The organism is Nesiotobacter zosterae, from assembly GCF_033843645.1.
Classification (GTDB): Bacteria; Pseudomonadota; Alphaproteobacteria; order Rhizobiales; family Stappiaceae; genus Pseudovibrio; species Pseudovibrio zosterae.
Window position 1 is genome coordinate 557211 of the sequence record NZ_JAWXVZ010000001.1, and the last position, 20153, is coordinate 577363.

General features: G+C 55.8%; 15 protein-coding genes. 9 read left to right on the forward strand and 6 right to left on the reverse strand.

The features are described from left to right. Nucleotides 1-4: 4 nt before the first annotated feature. Both Q3Y58_RS02685 and Q3Y58_RS02690 read right to left on the reverse strand, forming a co-directional pair. Nucleotides 5-1267: a diguanylate cyclase gene (locus Q3Y58_RS02685; protein WP_319620898.1), complete on the reverse strand. Its 1263-nt coding sequence runs from the start codon at nt 1265-1267 to the stop codon at nt 5-7. Between the two features lie 264 nt (nt 1268-1531). Beyond that, nucleotides 1532-2932: a glutamine synthetase family protein gene (locus Q3Y58_RS02690; RefSeq protein ID WP_274220266.1), complete on the reverse strand. Its 1401-nt coding sequence runs from the start codon at nt 2930-2932 to the stop codon at nt 1532-1534. A gap of 472 nt (nt 2933-3404) precedes the next feature. Here Q3Y58_RS02690 and Q3Y58_RS02695 point away from each other — a divergent pair, with 472 nt between their 5' ends. From Q3Y58_RS02695 to Q3Y58_RS02735, 9 genes are all read left to right on the forward strand, one after another. Next, complete coding sequence (locus Q3Y58_RS02695; RefSeq protein WP_319620920.1) at nt 3405-4475, forward strand: polyamine ABC transporter substrate-binding protein; 1071 nt, start codon at nt 3405-3407, stop codon at nt 4473-4475. 232 nt (nt 4476-4707) lie between these two features. Then, nucleotides 4708-5799, forward strand: a complete 1092-nt coding sequence (locus Q3Y58_RS02700; protein ID WP_319620899.1) for a polyamine ABC transporter substrate-binding protein — start codon at nt 4708-4710, stop codon at nt 5797-5799. A 109-nt stretch (nt 5800-5908) separates the two neighbouring features. Next, nucleotides 5909-7060 (forward strand): ABC transporter ATP-binding protein, encoded by a 1152-nt coding sequence (locus Q3Y58_RS02705; protein ID WP_274220269.1) that lies wholly within the window; start codon nt 5909-5911, stop codon nt 7058-7060. 14 nt (nt 7061-7074) lie between these two features. Further along, nucleotides 7075-8004 carry an ABC transporter permease subunit gene (locus Q3Y58_RS02710; protein ID WP_319620900.1) on the forward strand — a complete coding sequence of 310 codons (930 nt, stop codon included), beginning with the start codon at nt 7075-7077 and terminating at the stop codon, nt 8002-8004. Next, complete coding sequence (locus Q3Y58_RS02715; RefSeq protein WP_274220271.1) at nt 8004-8831, forward strand: ABC transporter permease; 828 nt, start codon at nt 8004-8006, stop codon at nt 8829-8831. Before Q3Y58_RS02710 ends, Q3Y58_RS02715 begins: the two co-directional genes overlap by 1 nt. Before the next feature lie 350 nt (nt 8832-9181). Beyond that, nucleotides 9182-9877, forward strand: a complete 696-nt coding sequence (locus Q3Y58_RS02720) for a CoA transferase subunit A (RefSeq protein ID WP_274220272.1) — start codon at nt 9182-9184, stop codon at nt 9875-9877. Nucleotides 9878-9888: 11 nt separating this feature from the next. Next, complete coding sequence (locus tag Q3Y58_RS02725; protein WP_319620901.1) at nt 9889-10518, forward strand: CoA transferase subunit B; 630 nt, start codon at nt 9889-9891, stop codon at nt 10516-10518. 1389 nt (nt 10519-11907) lie between these two features. Continuing rightward, complete coding sequence (locus tag Q3Y58_RS02730; RefSeq protein ID WP_274220276.1) at nt 11908-12282, forward strand: RidA family protein; 375 nt, start codon at nt 11908-11910, stop codon at nt 12280-12282. A gap of 77 nt (nt 12283-12359) precedes the next feature. After that, nucleotides 12360-12986 (forward strand): LysE family translocator, encoded by a 627-nt coding sequence (locus Q3Y58_RS02735; protein ID WP_274220277.1) that lies wholly within the window; start codon nt 12360-12362, stop codon nt 12984-12986. Between the two features lie 142 nt (nt 12987-13128). On the opposite strand, the gene Q3Y58_RS02740 is transcribed toward Q3Y58_RS02735, so the two are convergent. The 4 genes from Q3Y58_RS02740 to Q3Y58_RS02755 all read right to left on the reverse strand — a co-directional run bounded on the left by Q3Y58_RS02740 (nt 13129) and on the right by Q3Y58_RS02755 (nt 20130). After that, nucleotides 13129-14883 (reverse strand): ABC transporter permease, encoded by a 1755-nt coding sequence (locus Q3Y58_RS02740; RefSeq protein ID WP_319620902.1) that lies wholly within the window; start codon nt 14881-14883, stop codon nt 13129-13131. 7 nt (nt 14884-14890) lie between these two features. After that, nucleotides 14891-15922, reverse strand: coding sequence for a Fe(3+) ABC transporter substrate-binding protein (locus tag Q3Y58_RS02745; protein WP_319620903.1), 1032 nt, complete (start codon nt 15920-15922; stop codon nt 14891-14893). Nucleotides 15923-16266: 344 nt separating this feature from the next. Beyond that, the gene (locus Q3Y58_RS02750; protein WP_319620904.1) at nt 16267-17235 is read right to left on the reverse strand and encodes a threonine dehydratase; all 969 of its coding nucleotides are present in this window, start codon (nt 17233-17235) and stop codon (nt 16267-16269) included. Nucleotides 17236-17289: 54 nt separating this feature from the next. After that, nucleotides 17290-20130 (reverse strand): histidine kinase dimerization/phospho-acceptor domain-containing protein, encoded by a 2841-nt coding sequence (locus tag Q3Y58_RS02755; RefSeq protein WP_319620905.1) that lies wholly within the window; start codon nt 20128-20130, stop codon nt 17290-17292. Nucleotides 20131-20153: the final 23 nt, after the last annotated feature.

Consider the following 20153-nt stretch of genomic DNA (forward strand, 5'->3'; position numbering starts at 1 on the left):
AGCATTAAGCCGCTATAATGCGATTGCGGCCTGACTCTTTGGCCTCATAAAGACACCGATCCGCCGACCGCAATGCCTCAGATAAGGTCGCATCATTGCCCGAAGACAATCCAACGCTGATGGTGGAATTGAACAATTGGTCATCATGCCCCGGCAGCGTGATCGGCATGGACGTTCTCAGCTCTGACAAAAACGCCCGGCAACTCGTTTCATCAAGTTCCGGAAAGGCCACGCAAAACTCATCTCCGCCAATGCGCACAGCAACAGCGCCTTTAGGCAGGAAGTCGCGAATACGGTCGGCAATGGCAATGATCAGCTGGTCGCCGGTTTCGTGGCCAAAGCGGTCGTTGATCTGCTTGAACTTGTCGATGTCAATCATCGCATAGCGAATGCTCTTGTTGGACTGCGCCAATACTCTGTGTTTTTGCTCAATCTGATCATGCAGATACCTGCGGTTGAACAGCCCTGTCATCGGGTCCTTGTTGGCCAGCTCGGTCAGCTCCTTGATGCGTTCAAGGCTTTCAAGGTTCTGTGAGATCCGCAGGATCAGCTCTTCCGGCGTGCAGCTTTTTGCGACGAAGTCGCTGGCACCGCTTTTCAGGAACTTCGCCGTCAGTTCGGCACTCGGGGTTGCCGAAATGCCTACAATGGCAAGATCGTGGAAATGGCGGAACTGGCGCACCTTTTTCAGCGTTTCAAACCCACTGATGTCGGGCAGGCCATGGTCCAGAATGAGCAACTGGATCTGCGGATTCTGACGGAGAACCTCAATCCCCTCCAGCCCGCAACAGGCGGTATGTACCTGAAGGCAATAGCGTTCCAAGCGCTCTTTGAGTATTGCCCGCTGGGTATGAGCGTCTTCAACAATAAGCACATGGGTGCGTTGGTTTTTTTCGATGCGCCGCACCAGATCCGCAAGATAGCTCAAGCTCGCTGGCGAGTCCTTTACCACGTAGTCGACAATGCCTTTGTTCAAGATGGAGCTTCGGGTCTTTTCGTCAAAACGAGCTGAAAACACAATCGTTGGAAGGCCTGCGCCAACAGCCAGATCAACAACTTCGCCATCCTGAGCATCTGGCAATGTCAAATCAACCAGAGCAAGAAAAGGATGGTAGTTTGGATCTTCGATTTTTTCTCTGGCCTCTGTATATGTGCGGGCAATCGTCACTTCAAATGAACCGGCTTTGCTTAGTTCACTTTGAATGATACGCGCAAAGAAGTTGGCATCTTCAACTAGCAATACCTGCTTCATCTGCGTCGTCTTCATAGCGACTACCTGACTTTGCATTTCAAGATCAAAGATTTAGAGGAGTTCAAGTGCGCGGCACCACAACTTAAGGTAATACAAGTTTTATTAAATAATCCATAAAATTCTTTTCAAATTGCGCAAAAAATTGTCGGCGCTACCAGGTTATAGATGAAAAAAAGTAATCCTTTTTGATTGGTGGTAGGCTCTAAAAAGAAAACCCCTGTGAGTATAATTAAATACTCACAGGGGTTGTATAAAACTAAAGTTCAACGCTTAGAAATATTAAACGTTCAAAAGCAGGTATTCCCTTTCCCAAGGGCTAATTACTGACATGAAGATCTCATGTTCTTCCAGTTTTATTGCCCTGTAGGTAGAAACGAACTTTTCGCCGAAGATTTCAATGATGTCTTCGTTGTTCTCAAATGCCGCTACGGCGTCGAGAAGGGATCGCGGCAAGCTGCTGATCTGATTTGAGCTGTCGTCCGTTTTGGGGTCGCTCGGGTTGATTTGCTTCTTGATGCCCAGATAGCCTGCGGCCATTGTGGCTGCAATGGCGAGATAAGGGTTCGCATCCGATCCCGGCAACCTGTTCTCAATACGGCGTGCCGCCGGGTTGGAGTTCGGCATGCGCAGACCAACTGTCCGGTTGTCCTGACCCCAGTAAACGTTTGTAGGCGCGGTGCTGTTGCGCATGAAACGCCGATAGGAGTTCACGTAGGGGGCCATGATGGGCATCAAGGCGGGCAAGAAGGTTTGCAGCCCGCCCACAAAGTGGCGGAAGGTATCGGTCATCTCGCCATCAGCGTTGGAGAAGATGTTCTGCCCCGTTTCCTTGTCCTGTATGGACTGGTGAATGTGCATCGCAGAACCTGGCTGAGATGACATCGGCTTTGCCATGAAGGTGGCATACATTTCATGGCGCAGAGCGGCTTCGCGGATTGTGCGTTTGAAGAGAAAAACCTGGTCTGATAGCTCCAGCGGGTCGCCATGACGCAGATTGATCTCCATCTGCGCCGCCCCTTCCTCGTGGATCAGCGTGTCGATCTCAAGGCCCTGAGCCTCAGAGAGGTCGTAGATGTCGTCGATGAGCTCGTCAAACTCGTTGAGTGCCGAGATGGAATAGCTTTGTCGCCCAACTTCCGGCCGGCCAGAGCGGCCGATTGGCGGTTCCAAAGGGTAGTCTGGATCGGTGTTCGGCTTGATCAGATAGAACTCGACCTCCGGCGCAACGACAGCGTCCCAGCCCTCTCTCTCATACATAGAAATTATGTTTTTCAAGAGGTTTCGGGGGGCAACCACATAGGGGTCGCCATCCTTTGTGGTTGTGTCGTGGATGATCTGCGCTGTTGGGTCAGATTCCCATGGCACCACGGTCAGCGTGCGATAGTCCGGGTAGAACGCCAGATCCCCATCCGTTGGATGGTGCTGAAAGCGGTGGTCGTCCTCAGGGTAATCGCCAGAAATGGTCTGCGCGAAAATGGAGGAAGGCATGGTCAGGGTCGACCCTGCGAAGAACTTTTCAGTGGGCATCATCTTGCCACGGGCAACGCCAGCGATATCGGGCACAATGCACTCGATATCTTGCACATTGCGTTCCCGGAGCCATGCGCGTGCTTCATGCACGTCACAGACGCCACGTTTGAGGGGGTCTTCGGAGTCTGGGGTATGAGCCTTCTGGTCCATCTTGCTCTCATATGGCTGAGTGTGAGCCTAAGTTAATACTGCAAAGTTTGCGCCGCGCAAACAAAACCCGATGCCCAACGTTGGTAGTCATTGGCGCAGGGCGCGGAAAACTGCTGTCATTGCCGGGCGGACACTCTCATAAGTAACCGAGCCATGCAATATAATAAATTGAACGCAACCAAGTCCCTATAAATTTGCATTGATTGCGTTGATTCTCTGTAAATCCAATGATGTCTGCCGAGCAGAATTGAATATAGAAAACTGTCTAACCTTTCACGCCAGTGCTTTCCATCATGATGGGCACTCTAACTTGGCGGCAAATTGCATTGGCTTTGACGAGAATTTGGTTGCAACTTCAAGATTTTTCATTTTTTACGCAAGTAAAGGTTGACGTCGGCGGTAATACCTAGAACTCTTGAGCCTCCCGAAAACCAGAAACTGGAGGAAGAACCCATTGAAAAACATAATCGCGATGGCTGCCACGAGTGTACTGATGACGGCCTCCCTGGTGCATGCACAAGAGCGCACTGTCTATGTTTACAATTGGTCAGACTACATCGACGAACAGATCCTTGAAGATTTTACCAAGGAAACAGGCATTGAAGTCGTTTATGACGTGTTCGACTCCAATGAGCTGCTAGAGACGAAGCTCCTCACCGGGGGAAGCGGTTATGACGTGGTGTCGCCGACAGCTTCTTTCCTCGCCCGCCAGATCGAAGCCGGCGTGTTCCAGAAACTTGATATGGCGCAGCTGCCCAACGCAAAGCACCTGTGGGATGTGGTTCTTGAGCGCACTGAAAAGTATGATCCGGGCAATGCCTATTCCATAAATTACATGTGGGGCACGACAGGTTTTGGCCTGAACAAGGCGAAAATCGCCGAGGTATTCCCGGACGCGCCAACAGACAGCTGGTCCTTGCTGTTTGAACCGGAAAACATCGAGAAGGTGTCCGCCTGCGGTGTGTACATCCTCAATGCACCTGCAGAAATGTTCCCTGCAGCGCTGAACTATCTAGGGTATGACGCCAACTCCAAGGATACGGATGAGCTGCGTGAGGCCGGAGCGCTGCTTGAAAAGATGCGTCCGCATGTGCGCAAGTTCCATTCCTCCGAATACATCAATGCGCTTGCAAACGGTGACATCTGCGTAGCGGTAGGGTGGTCCGGTGACATTCTGCAAGCACGGGATCGTGCCGCAGAAGCTGGCAATGATGTGGCGGTCGATTATGTGGTGCCCAAGGAAGGGTCCATGATGTGGTTCGACCAGATGGCGATCCCGGCAGATGCACCCAACAAGAAAGAGGCTCACGCCTTCCTGAACTACCTGATGCGCCCGGATGTGATGGCCAAGGCTTCCAACTACATCTACTACGCAAACGGTGTTGAGGGATCTAAGGAATTTCTGCTCGATGAGATCAGGAATGACCCTGCAATCTACCCGGATGATGCGACCATCGAAAAGCTGTATACAACTACCGCCTATCCGGCAAATGTGCAGCGATTGGTCACTCGCCTATGGACACAAGTCACAACTGGGCAGTAAGGGAGGCCATCGGCTCGCACCGGATTCGGGAGCGGGCCGATTTTCGTATAATCCTGAATGAATAACCGGGTCTGTAACACATTGATTTATCAGATCGGGGGACTGGCGGCGCTGGTTAAAATGTTTCCGTCACAAGAAGGATACCGCATGGTTGTATTGCGTTGGTAGGCGTTGCCCGAGCTTTGGAAGCCTCGCCGCCTCACCACGTTTGTTCTCTATGGAGTGCTTGACAATGATAAAGAAGATCTTGCTCACGGGTGTTGCTGTGTTCGCCGTTGGCCTTGGTGCTGCTGCCGCTCAGGACCGTGTAGTCAACGTCTACAACTGGTCAGACTATGTGGACGATGAAGTCCTCAAGCAGTTTGAAGAAGAGACCGGTATCTCTGTCAATTACGATGTTTTTGACTCCAACGAAGTTCTGGAAACCAAACTTCTGACCGGCAGCACTGGTTATGACGTCGTTGCGCCAACCGCACAGTTCCTGAACCGCCAGGTCCAGGCAGGCGTGTTCCAGAAGCTGGATCGCGACAAGCTGCCAAATCTGAAGCACATGGACAAAACGCTGATGGAGCGCCTGTCCAAGCTGGATCCGGAAAACGCGTACTCCATTAACTACATGTGGGGCACCTCCGGTATGGGCATCAACCGTGAGAAAATCCTCGCGCTTGCGCCAGAGGCTCCGCTCAACAGCTGGGAGCTGCTCTTCAATCCGGAAATCCTGAAGCAGTTCTCCGAGTGCGGCGTGCACGTGATGGACGAGCCGGATGAGATGTTCCCGGCCGCGCTTCACTACCTCGGTATGGACCCGGACTCCAACAATCCGGATGACATCCGCAAGGCGGGCGAGCTTCTCAAGTCTATCCGTCCATACGTGCTCAAGTTCCACAATTCGGAATTTGTGAACGCGCTGGCCAATGGCGACATCTGCCTGGCTTACGGCTGGTCCGGTGATGTGCTGCAAGCGTCCGACCGCGCCGCAGAAGCGGGCAATGGCGTGGAGCTGGAATACATCCTGCCTGTTGAAGGCGGTCAGATGTGGTTCGATCAGTTTGCGATCCCGGCTGATGCGCCTAATGCGGATGAAGCTCATGAGTTCCTCAACTTCATCATGCGTCCTGAGATTGCTGGCAAGCTGTCCAACTACGTCTATTACGCAAACGGTAATGCGGATTCTGTGCCTTTCATCGACGAAGAGGTCACCTCTAATCCGGGCATCTACCCGCCGCAGGAAGTAAAAGAGAAGCTTTACACTGTCACGGCAAAGCCGCTGAAGACACAGCGTGTCATGACCCGTGAATGGACCGCGATCAAGTCCGGTCAGTAAGCAGGTCTGAAGGCATTTTGGTCCCAGCAGGAGGCGGCGTGTCTGCCTCCTGCTGATTGCTCTGAACACTACCCTCCTCAGAGGGACTGGCAGGAAAAGGATTTCGGTCTTGGCTAAGAAACCGATTGGTCCAGTTCGCCGTGCTTTCGCGCCATGGGAAGACCCCAGCGCGATACCGTTTATCGAATTCAGGAATGTTACCAAGCGCTTTGGTGATTTTGTTGCGGTCGACAATCTGTCGCTGAGCATCTACGAGCGCGAGTTCCACGCGCTGCTCGGTGGGTCCGGCTGCGGCAAGACCACCATGATGCGCATGTTGGCGGGGTTTGAAACGCCAACCGAGGGGCAGATCTTTCTGGATGGTCAGGATTTGGCTGGCATTCCGCCCTATCGCCGTCCGGTAAACATGATGTTCCAGTCCTATGCACTGTTCCCGCATATGACGGTGGAAGCCAACATCGCATTCGGCCTGAAGCAGGATGGCATGCCTGCGGCAGAGATCAGCTCCCGCGTTCAGGAAATGTTGCGTCTGGTAAAGCTTGAGCAGTTTGCAAAGCGCAAGCCCCATCAGCTCTCAGGCGGTCAGCGTCAGCGCGTGGCTTTGGCCCGCTCTCTTGCCAAACGGCCCAAGGTGCTGTTGCTGGATGAGCCGATGGCAGCGCTCGACAAGAAACTGCGCGAGGAAACCCAGCTCGAGCTGATGACCTTGCAGGAAGACCTGCGCATGACCTTCCTCATCGTGACCCACGATCAGGAAGAGGCCATGACTGTTGCCGACCGCATCTCCGTCATGGACCGTGGGCACATCCGTCAGGTGGCAACTCCGGGTGAAATCTACGAGATGCCGAACTCCCGTTTCGTGGCTGAGTTCATTGGCGACATCAACCTGTTCCATGGCAAGGTCACGCAGAAGCAAAGCGAAGACGCCCAGCTTTACTGCGACCTCACCGATAGCACCATCAACATTCAAGGCGCAGGAGATGTGCGTGTTGGCGACGAGGTTACGTTTGCCATCCGTCCTGAAAAGGTCCGCATCTCGCTGGACAAGCCAGCAGAAAGCAATGCCAACGTCATTCAGGCCGAGGTGTGGGACATCGCCTACATGGGGGACGTCTCCATCTACCATATCAAACTGGCCGAAGATGAGTTCATTCGCTCCGTGGTCGCCAACACCACGCGTCTGGTGGAGCGGCCAATCACGTGGGACGACAAGATCTGGTTGTCCTGGGACCGAGATGCAGGCGTGATCCTGACCAACTGATGGGGGAATGCGTGATGGACCGCGAGGTATCCTCACAATCCTACAGCAAGAACAGGTTGGGGCGCTGGGCACTCATCATGGTGCCGTATGCATGGCTGCTCCTGTTCTTTCTTGCACCGTTTGTCATCGTCTTCAAGATATCGCTCTCTGAAGTCGTTGTGGCGATCCCGCCTTACAAGCCGGTTATTGACTGGGCGCAAGGTCTGGCCGGTTTCATGGAGGCCGCTCAGCAATGGTCGCTGGACAATTACATCTGGCTCACCGAAGACGCCATTTATCTCAACGCGTATCTGTCGAGCCTCCAGATTGCTTTCATCGCAACGGTTATAACGCTGCTGGTGGGGTATCCCATTGCCTATGGCATGGCGCGCGCGCCAAAGGCATGGCAGCCAACCTTGCTGATGCTGATCATCCTGCCGTTTTGGACCAGCTTTCTGATCCGCGTGTATGCTTGGATCGGCATTTTGAAAAACGAAGGCTTGTTGAACCAGTTCCTCATGATGCTGGGGATCATTGATGATCCGTTGGTCATTTTGAACACCAACGCCGCCGTCTACATCGGTATCGTTTATTCGTACCTGCCGTTCATGGTGCTTCCGCTTTACTCCTCCCTTGAGAAGATGGATTCATCGCTCATCGAGGCGGCGGAAGATTTGGGCTGTCCGCCCATGCAGGCCTTTTGGAAGGTGACCATACCACTATCACTTCCTGGCATCATTGCGGGCTGCTTCCTCGTGTTCATTCCGGCGGTGGGCGAGTTCGTGATCCCGGACCTTCTTGGCGGATCGGAAACCTTGATGATTGGTAAGACCTTGTGGGTGGAGTTCTTCTCCAACCGTGATTGGCCGGTCGCTTCAGCGGTCGCTGTGGTGCTGCTGCTCATTCTGGTCATCCCGATTGTGCTGTTCCAGCGCCAGCAGGAAAAGCAGAAGGAGGCGCAATAATGGAACACCGCAAGCCTTCCTGGTTCAATATCACCTCGCTGGTTTTGGGCTTTTCGTTCCTCTACTTGCCAATCGTGATCCTGGTGATCTACTCGTTCAATGCGTCACGTCTGGTAACGGTGTGGGGTGGCTTCTCAACCAAATGGTATGTGAGCCTTCTCAGTAACGAGCAGATGCTGGACGCGGCATGGGTCACCCTGCGCATTGGGGTGACCTCGGCAACGCTGGCGACGGTGCTCGGCACAATCGCGGCAATGGTGCTGGCTCGTCAGGGCCGCTTCTTCGGACGCACCCTGTTTTCCGGCATGATCTACGCGCCGCTGGTAATGCCAGAAGTCATCCTTGGCCTCTCACTTTTGCTGCTGTTTGTGTCACTGGATCAGGCCCGAGGGTTCTGGACCATCATGATCGCACACACCACCTTCGCCATGTGTTACGTGGCTGTGGTCGTGCAGTCGCGCCTTGCTGGCTTTGACCGTTCATTGGAAGAGGCAGCCATGGACTTGGGGTGCCCACCGGTGAAGACCTTTTTCACCATCACCTTGCCGCAGATCCTGCCCGGTGTCGCTGCGGGCTGGATGCTGGCCTTTACCCTGTCACTGGACGATCTGGTGATTGCAAGCTTCACAACGGGGCCGGGGGCAACAACCCTGCCCATGAAGATTTACAGTCAGGTCCGATTGGGTGTGACGCCAGAAATCAACGCGATCTGTACAATCCTTGTTGCGATTGTCACCGTTGGCGTGATCACAGCGTCGTTGATCAGCAAACGTCAGCAAGTGCAACGGGAGCGGGACGAACGCATGGCAATCGCCAATCAGTACTGACTGAGCCAAGCTAAACCAGTGATCTCATAAAAAGCCGGGGGCTACCTCCGGCTTTTTTGTTGGCCAGAGCGTGCTCTCGGTTTGCAGACTTTAGTCGTGAGTGTGCGCCGCAAAAATCCTGCGTATAGTATTTTTATCTAGATTCATCGGTTCGAGGCTTGGCACCTGCGTAAAACATAGGTATCAAGACTTACTCTGGTCAGCGCACCTATGGCTTTGCATAGGACGGGAGGCGTGCCAGCGAGCGCCGTTGAATCCGGCGCAAAAGGTTTTTGGTTGCGGCAATGAATTTGCTTGCGCGTTGATGCGCAAAAGGAAACTTCAGAACCGCACAATCCTGGGAGATCATAATGAACAAAGTTTTCCCAACAGCAACTGCTGCTTTGGAAGGACTTACCTTCGACGGCATGACCGTTATGGCCGGTGGCTTTGGCCTCTGCGGTATTCCTGAAAACTTGATTATTGCACTGCGAGATACCGGCGTAAAAGACGTGACGGCAATCTCCAACAATGCTGGCGTGGACGATTTCGGCCTTGGACTGTTGCTGCAGACCCGCCAGATCAAGAAGATGGTTTCATCCTACGTGGGTGAAAACGAAACCTTCGCCAAACAGTATCTGAGCGGTGAACTGGAACTGGAGTTCAACCCGCAAGGCACGCTGGCTGAGCGCATCCGTGCTGGCGGTGCTGGCATTCCTGGCTTCTACACCAAGACGGGTGTTGGCACCCTGATCGCAGAAGGCAAGGAGCACAAGGACTTCAACGGCGAGACCTACATCCTTGAAACCGGCTTGACAGCAGACCTGTCCATCGTCAAGGCCTGGAAGGGCGACACGGAAGGAAACCTGATCTTCCGCAAGACCGCTCGCAACTTCAACCCGATGATCGCCACAGCAGGCAAGGTCACGGTGGTTGAAGTGGAAGAACTGGTTGAGACCGGCGAGCTGGATCCAGATCAGATCCACACTCCTGGCATCTTTGTCGATCGCATCGTCAAAGGCACCTTTGAGAAGCGCATCGAACAGCGCACCATTCGTGAAGCGTAAGGGAGGCGCACATGGCTTGGACACGTGATGAAATGGCCGCCCGCGCGGCAAAAGAGCTGGAAGACGGCTTCTACGTCAACCTCGGCATCGGCATCCCAACTCTGGTTTCCAACTACATTCCAGAGGGAATTGATGTGGCTCTTCAGTCTGAAAACGGCATGCTCGGCATGGGCCCGTTTCCAACTGAGGATGAGATCGACGCCGATCTGATCAACGCTGGCAAGCAGACCATTACCGAGCTTGACCGCACCAGCTACTTCTCTTCGGCAGACAGCTTCGCCATGATCCGTGGGGGGCACATCGATCTATCCATCCTCGGTGCGATGGAAGTTTCCGAAAACGGCGATCTTGCCAACTGGATGATCCCCGGCAAACTCGTCAAGGGCATGGGCGGAGCCATGGATCTTGTGGCAGGCGTCAAGCGGGTTGTGGTCATAATGGACCATGCCAGCAAGAAGGGTGATCCAAAGCTGCTTAAAGCCTGCACACTGCCGCTTACCGGCGTGAAATGCGTTGACCGCATCATCACAAACCTTGGTGTTTTTGACGTGGTTGAGGGCGGCCTCAAGGTGGTTGAAATGGCGCCAGATGTAACCTTGGATGACATCAAGGCGCAAACCGAGGCCACTTTGGTCGATTGATCGCACCTGAAATGAATGGAGGGCGGCACCTGTGCCGCCTTCTTCAAAAGCGACAGCTAAAACCCAGACCCACCTAACTCTCCCACGTCATCCCCGACCAGCGCAGCGCAGATCCGGGATCCACCACCACGGCAGCTGAGTTATCGCGAACAGCTATAGAATTGCCGTTCCGTGTTCAGCGACATTGCAGTTTCCAGTGAAGGCTTCATTTACATGACCAGTGCTGAAGATGGGCAGTGTCCTTACTGGATCCCGGCTCGGGGGCCGGGATGACGCTCAGAGCGGAGACTCCAATTGGAACTTCATCCTCCGCTGAGTTGCACAGGCAGGTCAGGAGCCGCGCTGCAACAACGAAAGTTGGTTGCGGATTGTACCCAGTAGCGCAATCCGGCTTGGGGTCGCCAACGCTAGTGAGACCTCCAGACTCACCCACCTCTCCCCCGTCATCCCGGACCAGCGCAGCGCAGATCCGGGATCCAGCACCACGGTAGCTGAGCTATCGCGAACAGCTATAGAATTGCCATTCTGCGTTCAGCGACATTGCGGTTCCCTGCGAAGGCTTCATTTACATGACCAGTGCTTAAGAGGGGACGTGTCCTTACTGGATCCCGGCTCGGGGGCCGGGATGACGCTCAGAGCGGAGGCTCCAATTGGAACTTCATCCTCCGCTGAGTTGCACAGGCAGGTCAGGAGCCGCGCTGTAACAATGAAAGTTGGTGGCGGTTTGTGGCCGGTACCGCAAGCCGGCTTGAGGTCGCCAACGCTAGTGAGGCCTCCCGACCCACCTAACTCTCCCCGCGTCATCCCGGACAAGTTGAGCGGCAAGCGAAACGCAGATCCGGGATCCAGCACCACGGTAGCTGAGCTATCGCGAACAGCTATAGAATTGCCATTTCGCGTTCAGCGACATTGCAGTTTCCGACGAAGGCTTCATTTACATGACCAGTGCTGAAGAGGGGCGTGTTCTCACGGGATCCCGGCTCGGGGGCTGGGATGACGCTCAGAGCGGAGGCTCCAATTGGCACTTTATCCTCCGCTGAGTTGCACAGGCAGGTGAGGAGCCGCGCTGCAACAACGAAAGTTGGCGGCGGTTTGTGCTCTGTAGCGTAAGCCGGCTTGAGGTCGCCAACGCTAGTGAGGCCTCCCGACCCACCCAACTCTACCCCGTCATCCCGGACCAGCGCAGCGCAGATCCGGGATCCAGCATAAAATGGTCGCGCGTCAGCGCGTGCCGCTCAAACCTCCCACTCAAACCTCCCAGTCGAGCTCCCACCCGGCACCCGTAGGTGCTTCTCGCATTGCGTCACAGGCAGGTCGTGAAGTAAGCTGGATTCGCGGCCTAACTGCCGGACTTTTCATGTGATTCCGACGAGCTGGGGGGCTCTCGCCATGACGCTACAACGAAAGACCTATCCATTTCTGCCCGATGCGGTGGGCCCCTACGCCCATGCCGTCAAGCATGGCACAGCGCTGTATCTCTCCGGTCTTACGGCCTATGGGACAAAGGCGCAATCAGGCACCACTCAGGAGCAGGCAGAGGAAATCCTTCATCAGATCGCGTCAATCGCTGTGGCAGAGGGTACGGACCTTCGAAACCTGATCAAGGTCACCATTTTCGTCACCGACATGTCCACGCTTGGCAACCTGCGACAGCTCTTGTCACAGGCCTATGGGTGTCACTTGCCCGCAAGCTCGCTGGTGGAGGTCAAAGGCTTGGTACATCCGGACCTGAAGATTGAGATGGAAGCAATTCTGGCGACGTGAAAACAAAAACGGACGCGCTCTTGTTTCTGTCCAAGTCATAAACCAAGATCAGCCAACCAAGAAAACCGGAGCGGCCTGTGATCCCGATTGAAACTCTCTCGGCCTTTGTGGCTGTTGTTATAGTGCTCGCGTTGACACCGGGGCCGGACAATCTCTTCGTCCTCACCCAGTCCGCCGTTTCCGGCCGTCTGTCGGGCATTGCCGTTACCTTCGGCTTGAGCACTGGCGTCATCTTTCACACCATCGCTGTGGCGCTTGGTGTCGCGGCCATCTTCCAGACGTCAGCTCTGGCGTTCTCCTTGCTGAAATACGCTGGGGCCGCCTACCTGCTTTATCTCGCATGGGGCGCATTTCGCGCCAAGGCTGCGCCCATTGGCGTAGGCGGCGGGCCAAAGCTCAGCTACTGGGCGCTTTACCGCCGCGGCGTGATCATGAACATCACGAATCCCAAGGTCTCAATATTCTTTCTGTCGTTCCTGCCCCAGTTCGTGAACCCGCAAGCGGGCCCGCTGTTTCCGCAGTTCATTCAACTGGGTTTCGTGTTCATCCTCTGCACCATTCTGGTGTTCGGCGGCATTGCCGTGCTGGCGGGGACGATTGGTGAGAAGCTGGGCAAATCCGCAAGTGCTCAGTCCATCATGAACAAGATTGCAGGCACCGTGTTTGTCGGCCTTGCGCTGAAGCTCGCCACAACCACCCGTTAGGCGCGAAGGCAATCATCAGCGTTCCGCGCGGCGTGGACCAGTGCGTCCTGCAATGGCACGGCACTGGCGCTGACCATCTGACGGGTGGAAGGCCTTGCCAGTGAACCAGCCAGCCCATCGGCTGGGAGAAAGCGCCTTATGATCAGGCGCTTTCTGGTGCAGCAACCGCTGGTGCCAACGCCGCGGAACGCGTGTTTTGTTTCTGGCGGAAGGTCTTCACCGTGGTGCGGGCAAGCAGCACAACTGGCACCACACCCACCAGAACGATGAGGAGGGCAGGCAAGGCAGCATCCTCGAACGCTTCGCGGGAAGCGGCGGTAAACACGGTTGTGGCCAACGTGTCGAAGTTGAAGGGCCGCAGCAATAAGGTCGCGGGCAACTCCTTCATGCATTCCACAAAGGCCAGCAGCATGGCGGAGGACAGAACCGGCTTCATCAGGGGCATATGCACTTTGGCCAGTGTCCCGAGAGCGCTCTGCCCCAACGTGCGCGAGGCCATATCCAGATGCGGGGAGATCTTGCCGAAACCGCTGTCGATCTGGCCATAAGACACCGCAAGAAACCGCACCACATAAGCGTAGATCAACGCAGTGCCGGACCCAAGCAGGATCAGGCCGGTGGAAATGCCAAACAGATCACGCAGGCTGTTTGCCACAGCGTTGTCGAGCGCGGCCACCGGAAACAGAATGCCCACGGCCAGAATGGTGCCTGGAACGGCATAGCCGATGGAGGCCAAGCGTCCCATGTTGGTTGTCAAGGGCGATGGGTTCAGACGGCGTGTGTAGGCCAGAGCAAGGCTCACGGCAATGGAGACCACAGCCGCAATGGCCGAAAGCCAGAGTGTATTGTTTGCCGCCTGCCAAAGGTCCGGGTTGAAGAACTCTTCACGCCGGCGCAGCGCTTTGCTGAGCAGCAGCAGGGCAGGGAAAACAAAGCCAAACAGGATCGGTAGCGCGCAGGCCAGCACCGCCATCCAGCCGCGAAGGCCTTTCAAGGCATAGCTCGGCAGGGCTCGTGTTTCGCTTCCGTTAGATTGGAAAAACCGCTGTCGGCGGCGCGCATAGTGTTCCAGCCAGATCAGGCCGAAGACAATCAGCAGCATCACGCTCGCCAGCTGAGCTGCGCCGGTCAGGCTGGACCGGTTCAGCCAGGTCTCATAAACCGAGAAGGTGAGGGTCTTCACGCCAAAGAACGTCACCGTGCCGATGTCATTCAGGCACTCCATCAGCGCCAGCGTCACCCCCACGGCGATGGCCGGGCGCGCAAGCGGCAGGGCGACTTTCAGGAAAAGGCGCAGCGGACCAGCGCCAAGTGTCCGGGAGACGTCGAGTGTGCCAGCAGACTGGATCAGAAAGCTCGCGCGTGAAGTGAGGTATACATAAGGGTAGAGCACGAAGCCCATCACGAAGATGGCACCACCCAGAGAGCGTACCTCTGGGAACCAGTAGTCCCGTGAGGTCTGGAAGCCAAAGAGCGACCGGAGGGTGGATTGAACAACGCCCGTGTAATCGAGGATTTCAACGTATGAAAAGGCAATGATGTAAGTCGGCACAGCCAACGGCAAGAGCAGCGCCAGATCAAAGAAGCGCCGCCCCGGAAACCGGCACATGGTCACCAGCCACGCTGTCCCAACACCCACCACGAGGGTCAGCGCCCCTACGCCCACAAGCAGGAGGATGGTGGTCCACACAGCACCGGGCAGGACCGTTTCAATCAAGTGTTGCCAGTTGTCTCCGGCGGATCCCAGCGCAAGGTAAAGCACAGTCAGAACAGGAAGAACTGACAGCACAGTGAGGGCGATGGTTCCAAACGCGAGAACCCGCTCCCCTCGCGAAAGGGGGGCGGGCGCCGCGAACACATGCTGTTTATGTTGTGTTGTTTCAGCGTGTACCGTCATTCAGGCCTCAGCTGGCAGGTCCTTCGTCAAAGCCGACGCGGTCAACCAGCTCACTGGCAGTCTTGCGGTTCTTGGCAATAACATCGAGAGAAATCGGGTCAGCCTTGAAGTCACCCCAGGCCTTCACGCGGTCAGAAGCCTCTGCGCCTTCAATAACCGGGTACTCGAAGTTCTCTGCAGCGTAGATCTGCTGTGCTTCAGCGGAGGAAAGGAACTCCATCAGCTTCAGAGCGTTTTCGGCATTTGGTGCGTGCTTGGCCATCACCACACCGGAGATGTTCACGTGGGTGCCGCGCTCTTCAGTGTTCGGGAACAGAATGCGGACAGACTTTGCCCATTCCTTCTGCTCTGGGTCCTTCTCGTTGGTTTCCATCTTGCCCATGTAGTAGGTGTTGCCAAGAGCGATGTCACACTCACCAGCATAGATGGACTTTACCTGTGCGCGGTCGTTGCCGGTTGGCTTGCGTGCAAGGTTGTCGCGCACGGCTTCCAGCCACTTTTCGGTTTCTTCAGCGCCGTGGTGTGCAACCATGGAAGCGAACAGACCGATGGAGTAAACGTGCTGACCGGAACGGGTGCAGATGCGGCCCTTCCACTTCTCATCAGCCAGATCTTCATAGGTGATGTTCTCATCTTCTACACGGTCTTTGGAAGCGTAGATGATGCGGGCACGGGTGGTCAGACCAAACCAGTGGCCTTCCGGGTCGCGCAGGTTTTCAGGAATGTTGGCATTGATGATTTCATTGGAAACAGGCTGGGTCACACCCAGATCCTTTGCGCCCTGAAGGCGGCCAATGTCCACGGTCATCAGTACGTCCGCAGGGGAGTTCTCGCCCTCAGCCTGCATACGTTCAGCCAAACCCTTGGAAGCGAACACAACGTTGGTCTTGATGCCGGTTTCGTTGGTGAATGCATCCAGAAGTGGCTTGATGAGTTCTGGCTGGCGATAGGAGTAGATGTTTACTTCGTCAGCAGCGCTGACAGCTGGTGAAAAGCCGACAACGCCTGCAACGGACAGGGTGACCGCTGCTGCACTCATTTTTACCGAACGCTTGGTAAATACCATAGAACCCTTTGCCTTTCGTTTAAGAGCTTTTCTCTAGGTTTAAACTCGTAAGTCGGCGGCAATATCAAAAAGTGGACTTTAATTGTCAACTATTATCGCAAGCAAAAACAATAGGTTAGAACCTTTCTAAACTGTCTGTGACGCTGGATTTTGGCTATCTAGCTGCATTTGCGAATGATTTTCATTTGCGCGACAAGCCGCCGCACCTGAATTTTTCTAAGAATACTAACAGGTTGGAATTGGAAAAAGTCAGCCAGCGCCGAGAGGTGGGTTATCAGTTGATTCTACTAGTGAGTTTGGAGAGGGCGGCCACGTGGTCAGGCGCTTGGTGTTCGCCCGGCAAGGATGTCGTGCATCCAATGGCGGTCGATGTTCTGCCCACACAGAATAATCGCAACCCGTTTGCCTGCCCATTTAGCCCTTTCCTGCATCAGGCCAGCCAGCGACGCGGCACCTGCGCCTTCAGAAAGGTTGTGCGTTGCGCGGTAGAGAATGCGAATGGCCTCGGCAATTTCGTCGTCACTCACCTGCACCATATGGTCCACCCCTGCGCGTATGATGGCAGCCGCTTCCGGGTCGGGATCAGCGACGGCAAGGCCGTCTGCAAAAGTGGGCTTGCTAGGCGCGCCCTGCATATCGCCGCTCTCGACAGCCCTCACATACGCAGGTGCATTCTCGGAAACGACGCCAATCACACGGGTCTCTGCGCGGAATATGGCTTTGGCTGCCAGCACACCGCAAATGCCGTTTCCAAGGCCCATGGGTACAAAGACCGCATCCAGGCGCGGCGCTTTGCGAAACAGCTCCATGGCGTAAGTCGCGCTGCCTTTCACAAGGTCCATGTGAAATGAGGGGATGGAGTTGTAGCGTGCTTCCTCGGAAATCGTGAATGCGCGCTCCTGCGCTTCTTCAAAGGATGAGCCATGTTCAATGAGAAACGCCCCCATGGCTTGAACCGCCGCGTTCTGCTCTGGGGAGTTTCCTTGTGGCACAACGGAAGCGACGTGGAAGCCGTAGATCTTGGCGGCCCATGCCATGCTCAGGCCATGGTTGCCTCGCGTTGCGGTGATGAAGCTTGTGCCGGAGGGGTGTTGCCGCGCCATTGCTTCCATGTAAACCAGACTGCCTCTGGCCTTGAAAGAACCTGTCGGAGCGTGGTTCTCATGCTTTACCAGCACCTGGCATCCTGCATGCTGATCCAGAAGTGGCCAGCCATAAAGGGGCGTAGGGGCCATGTGCCGATAAACGGTCGTGGCAGCCTCTTCCAGAGCGGCGAGTGTCAGCATGGTCTTTCATCCCCGGTTATGGGTAAAGGAGACCGCGCCGCTCCGGTGTTTGTCTTATTCGGTTAGTACCCGTTGCGGCGGGAATGTGATCTCGGCAAGTGTACCCACGCCTTCTTCAGATTCTATTGCAAACATTGCTCTATTTGCTTCGGCAAGGGCCTTTGTCAGCGGCAGTCCCAGCCCGCTGCCGCGCACTTCCGGCGACGGGTTGATCTGGCGGAACGGCTGCATGGCGGCATCAAGGTCCGACGGGCTCATGCCTCGGCCAGTGTCTCGCACACGCAGCATCACTTCACCAGTCGGCTCCAGAGCAAGCGAGACAATCACTTGCCCACCCGCCTTGTTGAACTTGATGGCATTGGAAAGCAGGTTCAGCGTGATTTGCCTCAGCGCGCGCGGGTCCGCCACGATCCGCGGTACAGAACTTGGCAGGCTGGCGCGAATGATCACTTTTTCCCGGTTTGCCTGTGGCTGCAACAGTGCCACGCATTCGCGAATGGTTTCGGCGGCAGACACGGCCTCAAAGGACAGCTCCATATGGCCCGCTTCAATCTTGGCAAGATCGAGAAGGTCGTTGAGCAGACTCATGATGTGAGTGCCGGACCGGTGAATGTCGGCGAGGTATTCCTTGTAGCGGTCGCTGCCCAGCTCGCCAAACCGTTCTTCCTGCATCACCTCGGCAAAGCCGATGATGGCATTCAGCGGTGTCCGGATCTCATGGCTGATCTTGGCAAGGAAGTCCGACTTCTGCGCATTGGAGCTTTCCGCTTCCTTGCGCGCCGAAATCAGTTCTTCTTCCGCAGTCTTCCACTGTGTGATGTCGCGGATCACGGCGCAATATTTGGAGCTTTCATCGGTGCTCACATGACCCATTGTCATGAACAACGGAATGAGGCCGCCATTGCTGGCCTTGCCGATCACTTCCCGGCCATCGTTCAAAAGGCTTGCAACACCGTTGGAGGCGAGGCCTTCAAGATAATCAAGGGCATCCCGGTGGCTTTCAGGAGCCAGATAGTCCGTCAGTGGCGCGCCGATAATTTCATCGGGCTCGGCGGAAAACAGCGCCTGCGCTGAGTAGTTCGCCGTCAAGATGCGCCCGTCGCGGGAAAGGACCAGCACGCCATCGGTCGCTGTCTCCAGTACGGACTCCAGCTCCATCACACGGTTCTTGAGGTCGGCAGCTTCCGCGCTCGGTGCGGCAGTTTCAACCACTCCGGGGGCTGGTGCGGCGGGGCTTGCGACTTCCGGCTTCAAGCTCAGAGAAATCATGAGGGCTTGGCCCCCGTTCCACGGCACCGAATGCATACGGGCGTCAACCGGACGAACGCCGCCTGTTCCAAGGCGAACATGCATGATCCGGTCCAGCGTTTCCGCTGGCGGGGCAGGGCACTCCTCTGGTTCGGCAAAAATCGCTTCCAGTCCACCCGCTTTTTGCAGGGCTTCAAACCGGTCGTAGCCCAGCAGCTCCAGCAGTGTGTCGTTTGCGTAGACCACATCGCGGTCGCGCACAATGGCAACGCCAATAGGCAACCGGTCCAGAAGCCGCGGATCGATCGGACTTGCCTGCGGTTTGTCCGGAATCCGCCCCGGTGCCTGCTGCCGCGCTGCCGCTTCGCCTTCCAGCTCATGGCGTGGCCGCTGCGTAACAACGCGTGTCACATTATCTGCCGGAGCAGGGGCAGAAGACTCCGTAACAGGGCGCTTCACCTCCGGCTGTGTCTGTGGGGCGGCGGCAGGCGCAGGCGCTTCGGCAGCAGGTCGTTTGTTGTCCTGCGGCGCGGGGCGCTTGTTCACCTCACTTGGCTTAGGGGCACCTGTTGTTGCACCCAAAGCATCGGCAATTTTATTGAAAGCGTCTTGCTCAGGTTTGGAAAGCCCAGCCATTGCATTGCTTTCAATGCTGCTGTTGGTGCGCTCTACAAACTTGACGATGTTGCTCGTCAGATCGAACAGGCTCTTGGGGCCTCTGCCCTGGTACTTCTTTGGCGCGTCAGGCAGGTCGGCTATCGCTTTGGCAAAAGCGTCCATCCCTGCATCAGGTGAGGGCTGGTCGTCATCATCACGCTTGAACGGCACAATCTCGTCTTCCGCCGCCCGTTCCAAAGCCTCATGAATTTGCGGGTCTTCCTCGTGAGGTGCATGGTCTGTCGAGGCTTGCTCGTGTGCTTCGGTTGCCTCTGGTGTCGCCTCTGCGCAGACTTCGGTGTCCGCTTCAGGTTCCGCAATGTCAGCTTCCGGAGCGCTATCCGCAATCGTGAAGGCGTCAGGCTCAAAGCCGTCATCGCCGATCACATCGGCCAGCTCGCTCAGCTTGGCGTCTTCCAGCTCGTGCTCGGCAGCAGGTGCTTGTTCGCTCACCGGGGGTTCAGCCGGAGAAACCTGCTCAGTTTGCGGGGGCAGGGCTTCAGTCGGTGTTGCTTTCTCCGCGACCGCCTCAACTTCGGGCGCTTCCTCAACGGGTGCTTCAGCTGCAACGGGCGCTGCAACGGGTGAAGCCGCCAATGCGGTCAGCGGATCAACATAGCGCGCGCTCTCGCGGGCCTGCACGCTTCGGATCATGCCAAAGCCGTTGTAGCCCGTCAGCTTGCCATCCTCGTCAAACACGGGCTGCGCTGCCAGATCAATCGGAACACACAGGGTGGAGTTGCACACCGGCCAAAGAACAGTTTTCCCGCTGAAGGCACGCTGCTTGTTCAGAGCCTTGTACAGGTCATGAGGCAAGTCGACATTCAGGGCCTCCGCAACCTCAGGGAACTTGCGTCCCACAAGAACTGCGTCCTGCGGTCCAACATTGTCCATGAAAGGTGCAGAAAACTCCTTGAATTGAAGTTCTCCATCCATTTGCCAGGCGAAATGTACAGGCCGCTGACGGCGTTTGAATACAAAGTCAGCCACTTTTACTTCCCCTTGTCTGGCAG